14 protein-coding genes are annotated in these 18,898 nt (G+C 67.6%); 8 read left to right on the forward strand and 6 right to left on the reverse strand.

The genetic code is table 11. From position 1 onward, the window contains the following. The first annotated feature begins 19 nt into the window (after window positions 1-19). Window positions 20-2,479 carry a prolyl oligopeptidase family serine peptidase gene (locus CSW62_RS13215; protein WP_099578474.1) on the forward strand — a complete coding sequence of 820 codons (2,460 nt, stop codon included), beginning with the start codon at window positions 20-22 and terminating at the stop codon, window positions 2,477-2,479. On the opposite strand, the gene CSW62_RS13220 is transcribed toward CSW62_RS13215, so the two are convergent. From CSW62_RS13220 to CSW62_RS13230, 3 genes are all read right to left on the reverse strand, one after another. After that, window positions 2,476-4,227: an asparagine synthase-related protein gene (locus CSW62_RS13220; protein ID WP_099578476.1), complete on the reverse strand. Its 1,752-nt coding sequence runs from the start codon at window positions 4,225-4,227 to the stop codon at window positions 2,476-2,478. The genes CSW62_RS13215 and CSW62_RS13220 overlap by 4 nt on opposite strands. A 2-nt stretch (window positions 4,228-4,229) precedes the next feature. Then, entirely contained in the window at window positions 4,230-4,871 is a 642-nt protein-coding gene (locus CSW62_RS13225) for a lasso peptide biosynthesis B2 protein (protein ID WP_143324390.1), read from the reverse strand. 620 nt (window positions 4,872-5,491) lie between these two features. Beyond that, entirely contained in the window at window positions 5,492-6,055 is a 564-nt protein-coding gene (locus tag CSW62_RS13230; protein ID WP_158235434.1) for a GntR family transcriptional regulator, read from the reverse strand. A 358-nt stretch (window positions 6,056-6,413) separates the two neighbouring features. Here CSW62_RS13230 and CSW62_RS13235 point away from each other — a divergent pair, with 358 nt between their 5' ends. Beyond that, entirely contained in the window at window positions 6,414-6,911 is a 498-nt protein-coding gene (locus CSW62_RS13235) for a helix-turn-helix domain-containing protein (protein ID WP_099578482.1), read from the forward strand. On the opposite strand, the gene CSW62_RS13240 is transcribed toward CSW62_RS13235, so the two are convergent. Further along, the gene (locus CSW62_RS13240; RefSeq protein ID WP_099578484.1) at window positions 6,908-7,246 is read right to left on the reverse strand and encodes a DUF736 domain-containing protein; all 339 of its coding nucleotides are present in this window, start codon (window positions 7,244-7,246) and stop codon (window positions 6,908-6,910) included. The genes CSW62_RS13235 and CSW62_RS13240 overlap by 4 nt on opposite strands. A 372-nt stretch (window positions 7,247-7,618) precedes the next feature. Here CSW62_RS13240 and CSW62_RS13245 point away from each other — a divergent pair, with 372 nt between their 5' ends. Beyond that, the gene (locus CSW62_RS13245) at window positions 7,619-7,993 is read left to right on the forward strand and encodes a hypothetical protein (RefSeq protein ID WP_099578487.1); all 375 of its coding nucleotides are present in this window, start codon (window positions 7,619-7,621) and stop codon (window positions 7,991-7,993) included. Window positions 7,994-8,082: 89 nt separating this feature from the next. Here the strand turns inward: CSW62_RS13245 and CSW62_RS13250 are convergent, their stop codons facing one another. Next, complete coding sequence (locus tag CSW62_RS13250; RefSeq protein WP_099578489.1) at window positions 8,083-8,403, reverse strand: DUF736 domain-containing protein; 321 nt, start codon at window positions 8,401-8,403, stop codon at window positions 8,083-8,085. 715 nt (window positions 8,404-9,118) lie between these two features. Here CSW62_RS13250 and CSW62_RS13255 point away from each other — a divergent pair. After that, window positions 9,119-9,511 carry a thermonuclease family protein gene (locus CSW62_RS13255; protein WP_099578491.1) on the forward strand — a complete coding sequence of 131 codons (393 nt, stop codon included), beginning with the start codon at window positions 9,119-9,121 and terminating at the stop codon, window positions 9,509-9,511. 118 nt (window positions 9,512-9,629) lie between these two features. Here CSW62_RS13255 and CSW62_RS13260 read toward each other — a convergent pair whose 3' ends face one another. Continuing rightward, window positions 9,630-11,822: a ParB/RepB/Spo0J family partition protein gene (locus CSW62_RS13260; RefSeq protein WP_099578493.1), complete on the reverse strand. Its 2,193-nt coding sequence runs from the start codon at window positions 11,820-11,822 to the stop codon at window positions 9,630-9,632. Between the two features lie 748 nt (window positions 11,823-12,570). Here CSW62_RS13260 and CSW62_RS13265 point away from each other — a divergent pair. The 4 genes from CSW62_RS13265 to CSW62_RS13285 all read left to right on the forward strand — a co-directional run bounded on the left by CSW62_RS13265 (window position 12,571) and on the right by CSW62_RS13285 (window position 18,809). Further along, a complete protein-coding gene (locus tag CSW62_RS13265; protein WP_099578495.1) occupies window positions 12,571-12,849 on the forward strand; it encodes an HU family DNA-binding protein in 279 nt (92 codons plus the stop codon). Between the two features lie 54 nt (window positions 12,850-12,903). Further along, window positions 12,904-13,233: a hypothetical protein gene (locus tag CSW62_RS13270; protein ID WP_143324391.1), complete on the forward strand. Its 330-nt coding sequence runs from the start codon at window positions 12,904-12,906 to the stop codon at window positions 13,231-13,233. Window positions 13,234-13,557: 324 nt separating this feature from the next. Further along, the gene (locus tag CSW62_RS13280; RefSeq protein ID WP_099578503.1) at window positions 13,558-15,351 is read left to right on the forward strand and encodes a recombinase family protein; all 1,794 of its coding nucleotides are present in this window, start codon (window positions 13,558-13,560) and stop codon (window positions 15,349-15,351) included. Window positions 15,352-15,860: 509 nt separating this feature from the next. Continuing rightward, the gene (locus CSW62_RS13285; protein WP_233206679.1) at window positions 15,861-18,809 is read left to right on the forward strand and encodes a TRCF domain-containing protein; all 2,949 of its coding nucleotides are present in this window, start codon (window positions 15,861-15,863) and stop codon (window positions 18,807-18,809) included. Window positions 18,810-18,898 lie beyond the last annotated feature (89 nt).

Consider the following 18,898-nt stretch of genomic DNA (forward strand, 5'->3'; position numbering starts at 1 on the left):
CGATAATCGGAGAACGACCATGCGACGCTATACAGCGTTCGCGGTCGGCTGCGCGTTGGTGCTCCCAATGCCGGCCTTGGCCGCCCCCTTCACCGTCGACCGTCTGCTGGCCTTGGAACAGCTCGGTGCGGCCAAGCTCGACCCCACTCAACGCTGGCTGGTCGTCCAGCGCTACGAGCGCTGGGACAGCGCCCCGACCTGGGATTTGGAACGCCAGACCAATCTTAGCCTTGGGCGTATCCAGGTCTTCGACATCACCGCCGGCGGCGTCGAGCGCCCCCTGCAACTGCCCAGAGGAGCCGGCTACACGGCGCTGGGCGTCTCGCCGGGCGGTAAGCGCCTGGCCGTGGGACGGCTGACCGGCCACGCCTACGAGTTGGGCGTGATCGATCTGGAGACTGGCCAGGCGCGTTGGCTTGGAGTCCATCCGCGGATCCCGGCCTTTGGACCGGACATCCTGTGGCGCTCCGACGATGAGATCCTTGTCGCCGCCGTGGCCCCCGACTGGCCCGATTTCCAGATCGGCTTTGGCTTCCAGCCCACGGCGCGCCTGACCAGCATGTGGGCCGACCACGCTCGCGGCCAAGCCTCGGTGGTCGCGATCGGCAGCGGCCGCTACCGTGACCTACGGCCCAAGGCTCCGGACCTGGGCCTGGTCTCCGTCGATGTGCGCACCGGCGCGGCGCGTACCCTGGTCCCTGGCGCGATCGACGACTTCTCTATAGCGCCCGGCGGGCGGTCGGCAGCCGTGCTGATCGAGGAAGAAGACATCCAGCCCTTGAACGAGGGTCCCAAAACCACGGCCTCGCCGCTGCGGTTCCAGCGCCTGAAGATCGTCGACCTGGGTAGTGGCAAGATCAGCGTTCCTTGCCAAAGTTGCGAGGTGATGGAGCGTATGCTGGCCTGGTCCGAGAAAGGCGAAGAGGTTTTGGTCTTCGCGCGGCAAGGCGACGTGCCGTTCACAGCGGGCCGGTTCTGGCGCTTCGCCGTCAAGGGCGAAGCCAAGGCTCTCGACCTTGGCGCACTGCTCCCAGACTTTGGCCCAACCTATGACACTCAAGGTTTCGCGCGCGGCGAATGGCTGGACGGCGATCCGGTGGTCGCGGCCCGACCACGAGGCGGCGGACGCGCCGATTATTGGCGCATCTCGCAGAAGGGGCTCCAGAATTTGACGGCCTGCCTGCCCGACGAGGCTGAGGCCCTTGGGGTCTCCGCCAAGGCGTGGGCGGTGGCGGCCGGGGCCAAGGTCTGGCGGGTGACCTCCTCGGGATGTCAGCCTTGGGGGGTGGAGTCCTCCAAGGTTCGGTCTCGGGGCACGAGGCCGCCCGGCTTTCGCGGCGACCAGAATTTCGTGCCGCGGCTGAACCAATTGGCCCTGTCCGACGACGCCGCGCCCATCCTGCCTTGGCCCGGTCCGCGCATGCCGGTCGCCACGGCCGACGCGGGTTTCGTCGATGCCGCGCCTACCGGGACGGTCCAGAAGATCCGCGACGCCCACGGTGTCCAGACAGTCTCCTGGACGCCCAGAGCCGGTTCGCCCAAGGTGCTGGTGCGCGTCAACGCAGCCCTCGCCGAAGTCGAGTTCGCTCAGCCGATCGAGATCCGGCACAAGGGCCTGGACGGCAAGGACCTGGTGAGCTGGCTCTATCTGCCACCTCACCCCAAGCCCGGCGGAGACAAGCCGCCGGTCGTGGTCCTGCCCTATCCAGAGTCTCCGGTGAACCCCTCCAACGCCCTGGCGCCAGGGCGCCTTTATCTAACGACCAATCCGCTGATCCTCGCTGCCCATGGCTATGCCGCCCTGGTGCCGGCCATGCCCTATCTTGCAGGCCGCGAGCCGACGGAGGGCATGGCCGAGCAGATTCTGGCCCCGGTCGATGCAGCCGCCCAGCAGGGCTTGATCGATCCTGATCGGGTCGCCCTCTGGGGACATAGCTATGGCGGCTATACCGTCGTCGCCGCCGCGACCCAGTCCAAACGCTTCCGGTCGGTGATCGCTGGAGCCGGCGCCGTCAACCTGATCAGCGCCTATGCCATCCTGGGGCCGACGACCTACACCATCCCGGAAACTGGCCTTCACATCATGGCCGCCACAGGGTGGCACGAAACCGGGCAGGCCCGGATGGGCGCGCCGCCCTGGGTCGACCCGCAACGCTATGTGCGCAACAGCCCGATCCTCAAGGCCGACAAGATCACCGCACCGATGCTGATCATCTATGGCGATATGGACCGGTTCATCGACCAGCCTCAATCACTGTTCGGAGCGCTCTATCGGCAAAACAAGGACGCGGTCTTTCTGACCTATCGCGGCGAGGGTCATGTCATCTCCTCGCCGGCCAATGTGCGAGACCAGTATCAGCGCATCTTCGCCTTCCTGGACGAGACCCTGGCTGTGAGACCTGCCGCCTCGTCGCCCGCTACCCCGGCGCCGGCGTCCCCCACGCCGACACCGAGGCCCCAGGCCGGCCAGCCCCTCTAGGCCGACTGGGCGTTGGAGGCCTGGAGCGGCCAATGGCGGGTCCAGGCCTCCATCGAAAGAAGGATGAAGACCTGAGAGGCGAAATTGGACCAGATCATCTGGTCGGCGCTCAGCGCCTCGTCCACCCGCTTCAGGTCGAGCAAGCCCATCTGCGCCAATCGGCCTTCCAGCAGGAACGGTCGCAGCGCATCCAGACTGGCGGCGAGATTTTGCAGGAAAAAGCGGGTGACGTCGCCCTTCGATCCGCGCGCCAGGATGGAGGATGGCAGGCGATCTGCAAAGGCGCGCCGGGCGAACGGCCGGTTGAGCGTCCCGATTGCCAGGACGCCCGCCGGGACGGCCAGACAGTATTCGACAACCGGCTGGCTCATCAGGGGATCGACCACATCGGCGACCTGATGATGGCGGGTGTCGCCAAATGCGCCCAGCCCGTTGACGATCATCAGGATCTGCAACTGCTTGGCTGGGCCCACGGCCTTGGCCTGCGCCAGCCAGGGATGTAGGGCGGCGGGGCGGGCCGCCACCGCGTCGGACAAGAACCTCTGGACGCCGCCCCCGACGGTCAGGTCCTGTGGCGCCAGACCTCGCCGTAGAATGGACCAGACCGTCGTACTCTGACGCCGGGCGAGGACGTCCAGAGCCGCCAGCGGCGAGCCGGCCACGCCTTTCAAGACGTCGCGAACCAGGCTGGGGTGGGCCGGCTGATAGAGGACCCCGTCCCCGCCCGAGCCCGTAAACAGCATATCGATGTCCGGCGCCGCCAGGCGCTCGGCGAGATCGAGGTCATGATCGGGATCGCCCCCGGCATAGTTCAGGCGCATGCCGCCCGCCCCCGCTACGAGCTTGTCAGGCGTCAGCTCCAGTTGCTCGCGCTCGACAACCACCAGCGGGACCCCAACCTGGTCGGCCAGATCCTGGGCAAAACCGCGCTCGTCGCCTTCCTTCTCCGGATAGGCGTGGTTGAGGCCATAGCACACCGGCGCGGCGACCTTGGCCAGACTTGTGGCGACGATCGCGGAGTCTAGACCGCCAGACATCTCGCATAGAATGCCGGCCCGTCCCTGCGCCCAGGCCGCGACGACGCCGTCGACGACCTGACGCAGATCCGCTGGATCGGCCTTCGAGCTCGCCCGCCGGACAAAGGCGGCCGGCGACCACAGAGCGGGCCCTCGGCCGCTGGCGTCCGCCAGCACGCCAGGCGGGTACGCGTGGACGCCGACCAGCGGGCAAGTCAGGCTGGCCAGGTTCTTCTGCCGCAAGATTTGGGCGACCGCGTCGGGATCGAGCGCCAAGTCGATGGGCCACAACGCACGCATGTCCGGAAGCCGCGAGCCGATGAACCGCAAGGCGCCCCGGCGCCAGCCGAGGGCGTTCATCGCGCCGAGCGGATCGCGCAACACCCGGGCCGGGCCTCGATCATCATTGAAAATGGCGACGTAGCGGCCAAAGCCTCGGTCAACGAGACTGGAGGCCAGGGCGTCCGGCTCGGCGCCGAAGCCCATCAGGTCGAGTGGACGGCCAAGCCCTTCTCGGGCGGCCTGACTGTCGAAGATCTCGCCGATCAAGCCACCGGCAACGCCCGGCAGATGACGGTAGGCCGGCGGCTTGGCCGCCTCGACGAACACCGAAAACCAGCGACGCTCGGCGACCTTGGTCCAGGCTCCACTCTCCAGCAGCCGCGCCTCGGCGTCGCGGCGTATGGCTGGGTCGGCCTGGGCCTGGCTCTCGATGACCAGATAGTCTCGCATGGTCAGATCACCAGGATTGGGGTGTAGCTGCCCGCGTGCTCTGGCGTGTCGTCAAGGACGACGTCGCCGGCCTGCAGCCAGCAATGGGCCTCGAACGGCCAGGTCCGCACGCCAAAAATCCAAGCCGCCGACAGCCCGCGCCGCGCCAAGTACAGGCGTTGTTGCAGGCTACGCATCAGGCACAGCCCCTCGCGCGGTAGCCATGGGGCCATGCGCGCAAAGCGGCTGCAGTCCTCGATCAGCGCCGCCGACGGCCCAACCAGAACCTCCTCGCTGAGCGTCCCGGCCAGGGCGAGTATCTCGACGAACGACAGATGACGAATGGCGTGGGCGGCCCTGGCGTTCGCCGCGATTGCCGCGCCGACCGCGCCCGCCGAAAGAGCAGCCTTGGCCGGCTCGAGCCCGCGCACGACCGGCGCCGGCGCTATGTGCCGCGTTCCAGCGCCTTGGCTCGCAAGCAGTCCCGCCTCGAGGAGATCAGTAGCGGCCTGGGGTGGGTCGGCCTCGATCCGGCCCCCAGGGCCAAGCCGCAGATATTGCGCGGCGTCGGCGAGGCAGAGATAGGCGTCGGAGGCGATGTCCAAGAAGACGATGTCGGAGGCGATGCGCACCGCGTGGACCTGCGGCGCGAGCCAAAGCGCCATGGCCGTTTCCCCCGTCTCAGAGACGTTCACGGCATATAGGCGTTGATGGGGTCCTTGCTCTCCAGGTAGCCGACTAGGCCGCCCTGCGTCAGAGTCTTGGCCGCGCCGACGCGGATGGGCCGAGGGGTCTTGGTCATGATGATCTCCGAAGGATTGAGGTCGACGTCGCCGGCGCAAGTCATGCCGGCGACGTGACAGCGGGCACGTCGCGCCTGGCGACGGCCGATGGGCGTTAGACGCCCCAGCGGTTGGTCGGGTCCTTGGACTCCAGCATGCCGGTAACGAGCATCGCTTGGGTCAGGGCTTTGGCGGCGCCGATCCTGAGGAGACGGGGTTTGCTGGTCATGGTTCTGGTCCGTCGCAAGATATTGAAGGACGCCGCCGGCGCCCGGGCGCCGGCGGCGAAGCGGCAGTTGGCTAGACGCCGTAGCCGTTGAGCGGATCCTTGGACTCCAGGCGGCCGAACGGAATGGCGGCTTGGGTCAGGGTCTTGGCCGAGCCGAGACGGATCAGCGCGATGGTGGTGCGGGTCATGATGACCTCCTTGGGCTGGTGACAGCCGCTTGTTGCGGCCCACCAAGGAGGCCACCCTGAGGTTGTATATTCAAATCTATATTTGATCAGTCGACGCCGAGGGCGTGGCGCAGGATTTCACCGGCCTTCCGCGCACGCCGGCGATAGTAGCGCCGAGCCTGTTTGGCGATGACCCGAGCCGGTTGCCGCTCGGCCAAAGCCCGGTCGAGCGCCGCCAGGTCCGCATCGCCCAGCAGGGTCAGCGCGGCGGCGTCGAAAGGGATCAGTTGATTACGCACACGCGCGAAGGCCTGCCTGGAGACCTCTGTCCCGCCCGCGCCAAGCGCCTCGTGAAAGCTCGGCGGCGGCTGGTCGGGCGCGATGATCAGCACCGCCAGCGTGGCCTCCGCCAACAGGCCGGCCAAGCCGTAGAGCTCCGCAAGTTCGCGCCGGTCCCGGGTCACGGTCGCGTAACCGGAAGTCGGCGTCCTGGTCACCAGGCCCTCGCCCGCCAGGCGCGCCAAGGCTTCACGCACGGGAGTGGAGCTGACGCCCAAGTCGGCGGCCAAGGCATTGACCGCCAGAGGCGCGCCTTGCGGCAAGCCGCCTTCGGCGATGCGATGCCGCAACGCTTCCAACGCCCGCTCGAACGGATCACGATCTCGGCCCACATCAGCTCTCCGGCTATCGAAGGGCGACTGTCTCGCGCTCTGGCGGCCTACGTCGATCAAACCCCGCCGCGCCCTGGCTCAAACCGCAGATGTCTGTGGATGATTGATTCGATGCGCAACGATTGGACCCGTTGGTCCCAAATCGTTGCGCATCCCGTGCGTGATCGTTGCCGGTCCATACGCAACAGCAGCGCAACCGGGCCGAGAAACCCGGGCGCCGAGCGTTGGTATGGGAAATCTTCCGTCAGCGGACGGCATACACATGCAAAGCAGTTGCAGGACGGCGAAGCCGCTGGCCTACTGTACTTATAGTTGATTTCGGTCTGGAGCGTAGTATGGCCGCCCCCCAAAGACGCCGTTGTCGCGTCAGGCCAGACTGCTCTCCAAGATCGTCAAGATGGTCCGCAAGGAGCGCAACATGACTGGCGCGGAGACCGCGGCCGGGATGGGCGTTTCCTTGCGGACCTATCAGGATTTCGAGGCCGGGCGCCGCGAGTTTGATTTCAACAAGGTCCGGCTGTTCGCCAAGGCCACCCGTTCGGACGCGGTCGGCATTCTGCTGGCCATCCACTATGGTTGGCCCGAACTGGCCGTCCTGTTGATGGACAACAAGCTGGCGAGCGCCTGCTACATCCTGATCCGCGATCTTTTCGCCGAGGTCGGGCCGCGCTTGTCGCGCGTGCCCTCGGCGCTGTTGGTGTCTGGCTTCCGGTTCATTCGCGACGAGGTGCTCAAGCTCTTCGCGCGGCAGGACGCCAGTAGCGAAAACTATATCGAGCGGGCCATCACCGAGAGCTATGAGGCGCCGCCCGAGCCGCCGGACGAGGACGAGCCCGGCGACGACGACAAGCCCTAATCGGACGGCGGCGGCGCGGCCGACCGTTCGGGCGGATCGCTTCTGCGGATCCAGGTCAGCGGGAAGACCCCGTCTTCGGCCGCCATAAGCCGGGCATTGACCGGTTCGGCCCAGGTCGGATCGTCCAGCTTGATGTTGAGCAGCGCGCCGCTGGTGTCGCCCGCCTTCCAGGCGGCCCCGACCTCGGTGGCGTCGCCGACCAGGGCAATGAAATCGGGGCCCTTGGCCGAGACCCGATGGGCGGGGGCAAGCCGCAGGGTGGCGTCCAGGCCCAGGGTCGCTATGCGCCCGGTGAACCCGTCGCCCTCGCGGCGGAAGTGACCAATGATCGACATGATGGGAGGCTCCGGCCCGCCGGACGGTGGGAGGGGCCAGGAACGGCGGCCCGGCGGACGGTGGGGGAACCGTCTGCCGGGCCGCCGCGACCGGGTCCGCCGGGGGGAGCGGCGAGGCCCGGTCTGGCCTGCGCGGACCTTGAACAACGACGCCTGGCGGGCGGTTGGGGGCGTCTGTCCGGATCGCGCCAAACGGTTGTGGTCCGTCGCCCCCGCCGCCTCAATCCACCCGGCCGCCGGATCGACGAGAGAGACCCTCTGGCAAAGAATCGGCGGCCGGCCCTCGCCTTCGGCGTCAACGGATTCGACTCGGGCGCGGATCATGTTCTATGTTTGTTCACATTTGGCGAATTGGACCCTGGGAGCGGCGCGATGAGCGATGACAGCGTGGTGATCGACGGCGTCCGGTTCATGAGCCTCTACCACCATGACGGCCGCTTCGTGCGCGGGGCCGGCTTGTTCGCCTTCGCCCGGCGTGACCCCGACGGCGGCCGGACGATCTTCTGTCTGGAGCTGGCCCAGGATATCAGCCGCCAGGCCGACTGCGGCCACGCCGCCTGGGGCCATGCGGTCTCGCACGGCATGAATGAGCTCTTGGTGCATTTGGCGGGCTCCCAGCAGACGCCGGGCGAGGTTGGGGCCGACGCGACCTTCCCGCCCCTGCGCTACGCCCTGGTCGAAGCGGCCGCCGCGCCGGGCGGCGACGCGGCCATGCCCGCCAATCCGGCCGACCAGGCCGTCGCCTAGGGCGACGCTCCTCTCAGCCGACGACGGCGTTGGAGCCAAGGCGGCGAGCCGCGCCCGCCCCGCCGGATCGGCGGGGCGGGCTGGCCCGATCAGTCCTCCTTGGGGCCGTTGCTGCGCGACCAGACCAGGCTGTGGGCGCCGTCGATGACGACCAGGGCGGCGTTGATGGCGGCGGCGAACGACGGGTCGTCCAGCTTGACCGACAGGTAGTCATTGTTTTCGCGGCTGGTCTTTTTCCAGGCCGCGCCCAGCTCCGCCTTCCCGGCGAACACCCGGAAATCGGGGCTCTTGTCGCCGGCCTTGTCGGTGACCGGGCGGAATTGGACGGTCTTGAGGTCGATCGTCAGGGTGCGGATGGCGCCCGAGAACGAGCCGTCAGCATGGGCGGTGAAGGTGCCGATGGTAGCCATGGTGGTCTCTCCGATTTGTTCCGGGCCGCGCCGATCGCGGCCTCGATGGCGATCGTTGGACCGGGGCCGACATCCGCCCCGCAGAGCGCGCCCTGCCCCAGCCCTTGAGCGTTCTGGGGCGCGCTCCCGAAGCCTTGGCGAAGGACCGAAACGGCCAAGTTTCTTGTCTCGCGAGGAATGGGGGCCAAGAGAACACAGTGAGCCCCCAGGGGAAGAAAGGCGGCCGTGAGGTTGCGGGAGCGGACCGGCTCCCGGTCAGATCAGGCCAGAAGAGGACGCGGTCGGAGCGCCCGGACCAAATCCCTGGAGAGGCCATCATGGCTTCCTCGGCGCGTTCGCCGTCCCATCTGACGCGAGGTCTTGGGCGCCATCCGCATCCTGGCGGCGGGCTCAACCCGTCCCATTCCACTCGGTCACCGACGAGGCCGACGTCATGCCCCGCTTTCCGAGGGACTCGCTGGGAAGGTGGAGCTGGCCTCGACCTGGGCAAGGCCCGCCGCGAGACAATGACGACCTGTCGGTCAAGCGAGATGGCGCGGTGTCCGCCGCCGTCGCCAATGCCGCCCTGGGTCGTCATCGACGGCGCCCACAGCCTGATCTGGCCGGGCGGCGACGGCCCCAAGGAAGACTGATCGGGCCAGCCTGCATCGTCGATCCGGCGGGGCGGGCGCGGCTCGCCGCTGGCCAGGCGCGCCCTGCAAGCTATACCGGCGCCATGACCGCTCTTGTCTTGCTCGCCGCCACCGTGATCGCCTGCACCACGCCCAAGGTCCATGACGGCGACACCCTGCGCTGCGGGGCCGATCGCATCCGGCTCTTTGGGGTGGACGCCCCCGAGGTGCGGCGCGGCCAGACCCCAGCCGAACCACTCGCCTACGAAGCGCGCGACCTGCTGGTCAGCTTGACGCGGGGGCGGGTTGGTTGCCGGGTGGTCGATCACGACCGCTATGGCCGCCATGTCGCCCGCTGTTGGTCGGACGCCTCGCCCGATATCAACGCGGCCCTGATCCGCTCGGGCCTGGCCACCGAATATCGCCGCTACAGCAAGGGAGCCTACGCGGCCGCCGAAGCCGAAGCCAAGCGCGCCCGTCGCGGCGCCTGGAAATAGCGACGCTCAGGAAATAGCGACGCCCTATGCGCAAAAGCGGCCGATCCCAAAGGATCGGCCGCCCCGGTCTTCCCATCGAAAGAACGCGCGGGGCGGCCCAGGGCCGCCCCGCCTTCAGCTATTCGGCCGCAATCTCCTCAGGCTCGGCTTGAAGCGCCTCGACCTGGGAAGCCGGTTGATCCGCTTGCCCATCCGCCGCCGACGTCTCGGCGTCGGGTTCGGCTTCGGGCGAAGGGCTCTGGCCCTGCGCCGTATCCGACACCGCCCCGTCGACGGCCTGTTCGGCGTCATCGCCCGTGGAGTCCGAGGCCAAGCCCAGCTTCACCGTGCGTAGCAAGGCGGGGAGCCAGGGGGTCTGGACGAGCATCGGCTCGGCGGCGGCCACCATCTCGGGCTTGCGTAGGCCCGCGATGCGCCCCGCCGCCTCGGCCGACACGCCCTCGGTCACGGCGGCCAGGACATGGGCCTTGGTCACCCGGTCGAGGTAGCGCCCGGCGGTCGGCTTCCAATAGGCCGTCATGTCGAGGTCCAGGGCCGTGGCCAGGGTCTCGGCATGGGCCAAGGCCAGCGGACGGCGCTCGAAGCCGCGCACGGCGTTGAGCGACAGGCTCACGCAGTGGGCCAGCAGGCTGGCGCGGCTGTCGCCGTCCAGGCCGACGACGAAGTCCCACATCGCCTCGGCGCCCTGCGGCATCTGCCGAGCCCAGGCCGCATGACGCTCGGCGTTGGCCAGACCCGCGAGGCTGTCCTCGATGCCATCGCCGTCATTCGACAAGACATGGGAGCCCATCCGGATATCCAGGCAGGAGGCAAAGCCCCCGACCCCAAACACCCGAAGGACCAAGGCATGGACCAGGGCGACCAGAGCAAGGTCGGGATCGCCCGCCAAGGCGTCGCGCAACGCGGCGCTGCGGTGGGCGGTCAGGTCGGCGACCAGCCGGGCCGAAAGCGGCGCGGTCGCATCGCCGACCGGCTCGTCCGGGGCTTGGGTCTGGGCGTCGTCACCCTCGCCGTCCTCGCCCTGCCCGCCGCCGTACCCGTCCGCGTCTTCGTCACCCTCTCCGTCGGGCTGGCCCGTCTCGTCACCTTCGACTTCCTCGGGCTCAGGCGCGGGTTCGTCCTCGGGCCGCACGAACCCGCGATCGATGCGGGCCTCGCCATATTGGCTGAGGACCACGAACACCCCGGCCCGCGCCTTCTCGGCCGGGTCGTATCCGTAGGTTTCGCCGAAGGCCTCCAGGGCGTCCTGGATCGCTTCGAACCGCGCGGCGACCTCGGGCGGCGGCGGCTCGACATCGGCCCATTGCTCGGTCAGGGCCGCGTCCTCGGTCTGCAAGGCGTTGATGGCCTCGACGTCCTGCGCTGAACGCTGCATCACCCGTTCCCAGACCCGCGAGCAGCCATGAGCGCCGGGGAAGTCGAGATAGGCCGCCGACCACTTCCAGCCCTCGGTGTCGCGGACATTGACGGCGATGGCGGCGAGCTTTTCGAGCACAAGCTGGTCGAGCAGCACCACATCCTCGATCCAGCCGCCGCGATCCTCGGTGAAGAGATCGCGCAACACAGGGCCGCCTGCCTCGGCATAGGCCTCCAGGCCGACGAATTGGACGCGCCGGTCATCGGCGGAGACCTTGGTGTCGGTCATGGCGCGGCGGATCGCATAGGCTTGGCGGTTGTTCTGGGGCAGCTGGGCGAACACCTGCATCTGGCGCTCGGGGTCGGGATTGACGGCGAAGGCCATCATCTGTTCCAGCGTCAGGGCGTCCTCGCGATAGAGGTCCAGCAGCGCCGGGGCGACCGAGCCCAGGCGCAAGCGCTGACGCACGATCTGCGGCGAGACCCCGAACCGCGCGCCGATCTCCTCGGCCCCGTAGCCCTTGCGGTCGGCAAGGTCCTTGAAGGCCTCGAACTGGTCGGCGGGGTGCATGTCGCGGCGCGAAACGTTTTCATCGAGAGAAATCTCGGCGGGGTCGTTCCGCGTATCCACCACGCATCGCACAAGCTCGGCCTTGCCAATCAGCTTGCGCTTGGCCAGCAGCTTGAGGGCCTGACGGCGGCCTTCGCCGATGGTGACGAGGTAATAGCCGCTCTCCTGGCCGCCCTCCTTGACCTCCGGTTCGACCACCAGGGGTTGGAGCAGGCCCTTGACGCGGATGGACGCGGCGCGGGCCTCGACATCGTCGGCCGTATGGCCGACGCGCCGCGCATTGCGCGGCGAGGCTTTCAGCTTGTTGAGGGCGATCTCATGCACGTCGCCGGACTGCACCGGCGCACGGCCGGGGTTCGTCGGGGTTTGGGTTTGCAGGGACATGATGGCCTCCTTTGGGGGCTCGGGGTTCAGGCGCAAAAAGCGCGCCTGACCCCGACGCCCGTCGGCGAGACCGGGGGTGAAGCGGAGTGGCCGGCTTCGCGGGGACCCGGCTGCAGGGCGTCGACTGCCGCTGTCGCCAAATTGTCGAGACGACCGAAGCTGGGCAGAAGCCGGTCCGTAGCGCGCTGGGGGCGGAGCCCTAAGCCGCCGGCCGCGGGAGCGGCCAGAAGGACAAGCCCGCGGAGCGGCCCGACCAATGCCCCAGGCCGCGCCAGCGGCCGTCTCTTCGCAAGATGAAGACTGCGAGGAGCCCGCGCATGCGCGTGGCGGGAAGCGGCGTCGAGCGGCCGGCGGCAGGCCCCATTCTTCTCTACTGGGGCCTGCCCCCAGGCATCGCGCCCGAGGGAGCGGCGAAAGCCGCGGGACCGAGCGTGACCGCCGGCTGCTCTCGATATTGGGGAAGCCGACCGCGCAAGCGGGCGAGCGGACCCTCTTCTAGCGAGGCCGCTACCCGCCGGATCGTGGGTCCTACGGGGGTGGCCCGACGTTTCTCACGCCGCCGGGCCTGTCACCGGCCGTTCTCACGCAACCGGCGACGGAGGCAAATCTGGCGCAGGATCCGTGACCGCGCAATACCGGAGAAATACGGGGTCCCCTCGAACCATCCAGCCCGAACGGCCGGCGGCGCGTGACAATCTGGTCCGCTCGCAGCAGGGTTCGGCTTCGATTCTCAACAAGGACAGTGCTGATGAACGTTTCGGACCTGATCGATGCGGCCGTGGCCGCCGAACCCAAACTGACCAAGACCCAGGCCAAGGCCCTGATCGATGGCGTCTTCAAGGCGCTGACCGAGGCCGCCGTGAAGGGCGAGGAAATCTCGATCCCGGGCTTTGGCAAGTTCAAGGTCCAGGCCAAGCCGGCCCGCACCGGCCGCAACCCCTCGACGGGCGCTGCGATCGAGATCGCCGCCTCCAAGAAGGTGGCGTTCACGCCGGCAAAGCAACTGAAAGACGCCGTCAACGGCTGACATCCCGGCGGCGCGCCTGGCCCGAACGTGGGTCCAGGCGCGCCGGCCAAGAACTTGGAGGCCGCCATGGACCTTGCTGAGCGTATCGACCGCCTAGAAGCTGAACTGGCGCGTCAGCGCGACCGCGCGCTGGCCAACGAGATTCTCGCCAACCTGTTCTACGCCCGCCTGCTCAATATCAGCGAGCTCGTCGGTGACCCCATGGACCTTGATGCGGTGCTGCTTCGACTTGGCGGCGACATGGAAGAAGCGGTCGCCAAGGCGGGCACGCCCGCTCAGGCCCGATCCTGGGAACGCGTCCATGCCCTCGCGGCGGCAATGATCGCCGAAATCAGGGACATGCGCCTGGCCTTCCGGCCCGCCAACGAAGACGGCGGCGACTGACGCGCCGTTGGGCGGAAACGTCAGCGCCGCGCGGCGCGGCCCGCCGCTTGTTTTCCCCTGTTTGTCTCTCGACGCCCCCTGATTGCGCCAGGGTGCGTCCGGACGGCAAGTCGCGCCATGGTCCGCCGCCCGCCTCGTCCAGCGCAAAATAAATCCTCCGCGCCGATGTCCCGGGGCCGACCGCCAGTCGTCTCTATCAAGGTCACGGACGATTGGCCGGAGGCGGTTCCAATCTCGGAACACGAACTCCGCGTCGTCGAGACCCATATGGCCCGGGTCCTGGCGCAGTTGCTTGGCCCCCTGCCCTGACCGGGAGTCAAAACCATGGGCGCCAAGCCTGCACGTTCAACAGCCGGCCGCGTGGCGCTGTACTTGCGCGTTTCGACCGGCCGACAGGCCGACAGCGACCTGTCGATTCCTGACCAGCGGCGACAGCTGGCCGCCTATGCGCTGAGCAAGGGATGGACGATCGCCTCGGAATTCTCAGAACCGGGCAGCTCGGCGACGGACGACAAGCGTCCCGCGTTCCAGGCGATGATCGACGAGGGAATGACCAAGCCTGCGCCGTTCAGCGTCATTCTGGTCCACTCGTTTTCCCGCTTCTTCCGCGATCAGTTCCTGTTCGAGTTTTACACCCGCAAGCTCGCGCGCAACGGCGTGCGCCTGGTCTCGATCACCCAGGAACTGGGCGACGACCCGATGGGGCTGATGATGCGTCAGATCATGGCGCTGTTCGACGAGTACCAGTCACGGGAAAACGCCAAGCACACCCTGCGCGCGATGAAGGAGAACGCCCGCCAGGGCTTCTGGAACGGCTCGCGGCCACCTCTCGGCTATTGCGTCGTCGACGCCGAGCTGCGCGGCGCGAAGATGAAACGGAAGCTGGCGATCGACCCCGTACACGCCGAGACCGTGCGCCTGATCTTTCGTCTCGCCCTGATGGGAAAGGACAACTCTGGTCCGCTGGGCGTGAAGGCCATCGCCTGCCATCTCAACGACCGTAGCATCCGCACGCGGGACGGCGGCCGTTGGGGGATCAGCGGGGTGCATCAGACGCTCACCCGCGAGACCTACAAAGGCGAGCATCACTTCAACAGCCGGGTGTTCAAGACCGGCGAAGTCAAGGACGCGTCGGAGCACATCGTGTCTTCCGTCCCGCCGATCGTATCGACCGAGGAGTTCGAGGCGGTCAGGCTATTGATGGCGGGGCGCAATCCTCGAAGCGAGCGAGGCCGTTTTTCCGGCAGTCCGATCTTGCTCGGAGGGATCTGCTTCTGCGGTCTGTGCGGCTGCGCCATGACGCTGCGGACTGGCAAGAATGGCGCCTATCGCTACTATACCTGCGCCTCTCGGGCACGGTCGGGGCCGACGGGGTGCGGCGGCATCACCGTGCGGATGGAGGCGGTCGACGAGGCGGTCATCGATCATCTGGAGAATCGACTGCTCGAGCCAGGTCGGCTGGCGGAGATGATGACCAACATCATCGACCGCCGAAGCGTGTGGGTCGAGCAAAGGCATAAGCATGTCGCCGATCTTCGCAAACGCGCCACCGAAGCCGAGGCGCGGCTGCACCGGCTCTACGAAGCGATCGAGGCGGGCCTGGCCAGTCCATCCGATCCGCAGTTGAAGGTCCGAATCGGCGACCTCGTCGCCCAACGCGACACCGCTATCGAGGACGCCGACCGAGCTGAGCGGGCGATAGAACGTCTTGGCCCTCTGGTGACGCCCGACCTTCTGAGGAAGTTCGCCAAGGCGACCCGCAAAATGCTCAGGGCGGAAGACGGCGCCTATCGACGCGACCTGCTGCGCGCGGTCGCCCAGCGAGTGGAAGTCCACTCTCCGACAAGCTTGGTGATAAGTGGTTGTCGCGTAGAGCTTTTCCGGACGCTCGCGGCGACCGGGGGAGTGAAGGAGGCCGCTCTCGCGGTTCCTACGCGTGTTCTGGGGTGGCACCCCATGTCGGACACGGGCGAGAACCGCACCGCAGGCGAATCTGGAGTTCCTACGCGTGTACCGGTGTGGCGCCCCCTGTTGGATATGCGTGAGAACTACTTCTACGATATTCCCCCCGTTCGCACGCCACGGCGCGATAAGGGCAAGAAGCGACCCAAGCACTGAGACCTGAAATCGGTCTCGACGTGCTCGTTCCGCGGTTATCCAAACGCGGCAACTTCCTCGCTTCCGCCGAGTTTGGCCTGCACGCCACGTCAATCGCAGCGTTTCAAGAGTGCCCCATGATCGACGAGCCCGATGCCCCTTCCGTTGGTGAGACGCTGCATCCAGGGGCTAAGCCAGAACCTACAGGTTCGGAATCCATTCAAGCGCCACCCTCCGCTATCGCAGCCGCGCTCTCCCGCAGCCCTGCACGCGGAATCCAGGTTCACGTCGCTTCGAGCGAAAGACGCGCCGAGGAGATCGGCCGCGCGCTCGCGGGCTTGGCGCCTGGCGTCGAAGTCCTAGTCCTGCCGCCTTGGGATTGCTTGCCGTGTGACCGCGCTTCGCCCTCACGTGACGTGATGGGCCGCCGAATGCGCGTTCTGCAACGTCTAACCCAACCCATGGATCGCCGATGTATTGTCGTCACTTCTCCGGAGGCCCTGGTGCAAAAGCTTCCGCCCCGAGAGGTCTTGGCTGACGCTTTCGTTGTCTTGGAGCGAGGCCATAGGCTCGACCGCGACGCTCTCGCGCACTTCGCCGCCCGTGCTGGCTACATCACCGACGATCGCATTGATGAGCCTGGCGAGATCGCCTTTCAGGGCGAGGTCATCGACATTTTCCCCGCAGACGCATCCCGGCCCGCGCGCATCGCCTTGGCCGACGGCGACCTAATCGCGGAGATCAGAAGCTACGACCCGCTATCCCAGCGGTCCGAAGGGGAAATCGAGCGCCTCTCGATCGGCCCGGCCAGCGAATTGATCTTGCCGCCGCTCTCCGCTGGCAGCGACTTAGCGCAGATACAAGAACCCAGGCCGCCCGGCCTGGAGCACGGGCTTGCCGAGCACTATGGCGCTCTTGAAACCCTGTTCGACATCCTTCCGCGCGCTTCTCTATCCCTGGATCCGAAAACGATGGCCCGTCTGGCTGATGTCGAGGACCATGTGCTTGAGGCTTTCGACGCCCGCCGTACTCTAGGCGGGCTGGAAGCGCCGACGACTTCCAACCCGGCGGCGCTATATCTGGTCGGCGACCAGCTTCAATCTGCGTTGGCAGGCTGGAAAACATCCGCGTTGGATCTGGATGCAATCCAGCCCATCCCGAATCTGGCGCTCCAGCGCAATCCCGGGCGAGCGTTTTGTGATTTCGTCCAAGGTCAGCGGGATGCTCATCGTCGGGTCGTGTTGACCGGCCTGCGGCATGAGCAGCGAGCGCTAGCAAAGGCCTTGGCCCGCGGCCTGGCGGTGAAGCCAGAGCCGGTCGCTGACTGGGAGGCGGCGCTCTCGGCCGAGCTGGGCCAGGTCGTCAGCCTGCAGGTCGATCTGGACGCCGGCTTCATCGACCCTTCCGCCGGCCTGGTTGTGATCGCCTCAAGCGACGTGGTCGGCGGACGCATGGCCGCGCGCTCGGTGTCAAATCCACAGGACTTGCTGGTCGAGCCCGACCTGCGGATCGGCGACGTCGTCCTGCACGAGGATCACGGCGTTGGCGTGCTCCGCGACCTCAAGACCGTCGAGATCGACGGCGTCGAGCGCGACACCCTCCAGCTGGAGTATCACGGCGGCGACAGCCTGCTGGCCCCCATTGAGGAGATCGGCCGTATCTGGCGCTACGGCGCCGAGGCCAGCGCGGTGACGTTGGACCGGCTGAAGGGCGAAGGCTGGGCCAAGCGTCGCGCCGAGGTCAGCCGGCATATCGACGAGGCCGCCGAGCAGTTGGTCGCCCTGGCCAAGGCCAGGGAGGCGCGCACCTGCGAACCGATCGTTCCGCCCAAGGCCGCTTACGCCAAGTTCGCCGCGCGCTTCGCCTACCCCGAGACGCCCGACCAGTCGGCGGCGATTGAGGCCGTTCTCGCCGACCTGGCGTCCCGCCGGCCCATGGACCGTCTTGTGTGTGGTGATGTTGGCTTTGGAAAAACCGAGGTGGCCTTGCGGGCCGCAGCCGCTGTCGCCTTGAGCGGGCGGCAGGTGGCCTTGGCCGCGCCGACCACCGTTCTTGCTCGCCAGCACGTCGAGACTTTCAAGCGCCGATTTTCCGGCAGCGGTATTGGGGTGGCGCACCTTTCGCGCTTGGTCACGCCCGCCGAGGCGCGGGCCGTCAAGGCAGGCCTGGAGAGCGGCGAGGTTCGGATCGTCATCGGCACTCAGGCTCTGGGCGGCAAGGACTTCGTCTTCGACAATCTGGGCCTGATGATCATCGACGAGGAGCAGAAGTTCGGTGCGGCGCTCAAGGACCAGTTGCGCGGCCTGGCCGTCGACGGCCACCTGCTGACCATGACGGCCACGCCGATCCCCCGCACGCTACAGGCGGCCATGGTCGGCATCCAGGACGTCAGCGTCATCGCCAGCCCGCCCGCCCGCCGACGGCCGATCCGCACCTTCCTGGCGCCGTTCGACGCCGCCAGCCTGCGCACCGCCCTGCTGCGCGAAAAGCGGCGCGGCGGCCAGAGCTTCGTCGTCGTCCCACGCATTGAGGACATCACTTCCCTAGCCGAACGCCTGGCGAAATTGACACCGGAACTGTCGGTCCGCATCGCCCACGGCGGACTGTCCGCCGACGAGGCGGACGCGGTGATGGTCGGCTTCGCCGATGGCGAGGGCGACATCCTGCTGGCGACCAACATCATCGAGAGCGGGCTGGACGTCCCACGCGCCAACACAATGATCGTCTGGCGTCCCGATCGCTTTGGTCTGTCGCAGCTTCACCAGCTCAGGGGGCGCGTCGGCCGCGGACGGGTTCAGGGTATCGCCTACCTGCTGTCCGATCCCGAGGCCGACCTGTCCGAGGCCACGCGCGCGCGGCTGTCGACGCTTGAGGCCTTCGACCGGCTAGGATCTGGCCTGGCGATCAGCGCCCGGGATCTCGACCTTCGCGGCGGCGGCGACCTGGTCGGCGAGGATCAGGCAGGCCACGTCAAGATGATCGGCGCTGCGCTCTACCAGCGCCTACTCGAGCGCGCCGTGCGCGTGGCGCGCGGAGAGATCGAGGGCGGCGAATGGACGCCGGACCTGATGGTGGGCGAATCCGGCTCGATCCCGATCGATTACGTTCCCGATGCGGTGACCCGCATTGGCCTCTATGGCCGTCTGGCGCGTATGGCGACCTTGGACCAGATCGACGCCTTCGAGGAGGAACTGGAAGATCGGTTCGGCGCAATTCCCGATCAGGTCGAGACGCTACTGTCTCTTGCGCGGCTTCAGGCGCTGGCGCGCGCGGCGGATGTTCGTCAGGTCCGTGCCGGACCCAAAGGTGTGGCTCTCACCTTGCCGCCGCTGGCCGCCAAGGACGTGGCCCGTCGCCTTTCGAGCCAGGCGTCCGAGATCTCGATGGACGAAGGCAAGGTCGTCATCGCCTCGCCAACGGCGAGCGATGTGGAGCGGCGTGAGCTGGTGGAGCAACTGCTTCTCAAGCTCGCGCCATAGAGCGTTTCCAGGCGCTAGGCCCTGACGCAGCGGCGTCGGCTCGGTTCGCTACACCCGTCGCTAGGCGTTCATAGCCGCCGGCTCGCAGA

The organism is Caulobacter sp. FWC2 (assembly GCF_002742625.1).
In the GTDB taxonomy this organism is placed as follows: Bacteria; Pseudomonadota; Alphaproteobacteria; order Caulobacterales; family Caulobacteraceae; genus Caulobacter.

Bases quoted from the DNA above. Each gene is read 5' to 3' on its own strand.
- CSW62_RS13215 (WP_099578474.1), top strand. From the start codon at position 20: ATGCGACGCTATACAGCGTTCGCGGTCGGCTGCGCGTTGGTGCTCCCA.
- CSW62_RS13220 (WP_099578476.1), bottom strand. From the start codon at position 4,227: ATGCGAGACTATCTGGTCATCGAGAGCCAGGCCCAGGCCGACCCAGCC.
- CSW62_RS13225 (WP_143324390.1), bottom strand. From the start codon at position 4,871: ATGGCGCTTTGGCTCGCGCCGCAGGTCCACGCGGTGCGCATCGCCTCC.
- CSW62_RS13240 (WP_099578484.1), bottom strand. From the start codon at position 7,246: ATGTCGATCATTGGTCACTTCCGCCGCGAGGGCGACGGGTTCACCGGG.
- CSW62_RS13245 (WP_099578487.1), top strand. From the start codon at position 7,619: ATGAGCGATGACAGCGTGGTGATCGACGGCGTCCGGTTCATGAGCCTC.
- CSW62_RS13250 (WP_099578489.1), bottom strand. From the start codon at position 8,403: ATGGCTACCATCGGCACCTTCACCGCCCATGCTGACGGCTCGTTCTCG.
- CSW62_RS13255 (WP_099578491.1), top strand. From the start codon at position 9,119: ATGACCGCTCTTGTCTTGCTCGCCGCCACCGTGATCGCCTGCACCACG.
- CSW62_RS13260 (WP_099578493.1), bottom strand. From the start codon at position 11,822: ATGTCCCTGCAAACCCAAACCCCGACGAACCCCGGCCGTGCGCCGGTG.
- CSW62_RS13265 (WP_099578495.1), top strand. From the start codon at position 12,571: ATGAACGTTTCGGACCTGATCGATGCGGCCGTGGCCGCCGAACCCAAA.
- CSW62_RS13280 (WP_099578503.1), top strand. From the start codon at position 13,558: ATGGGCGCCAAGCCTGCACGTTCAACAGCCGGCCGCGTGGCGCTGTAC.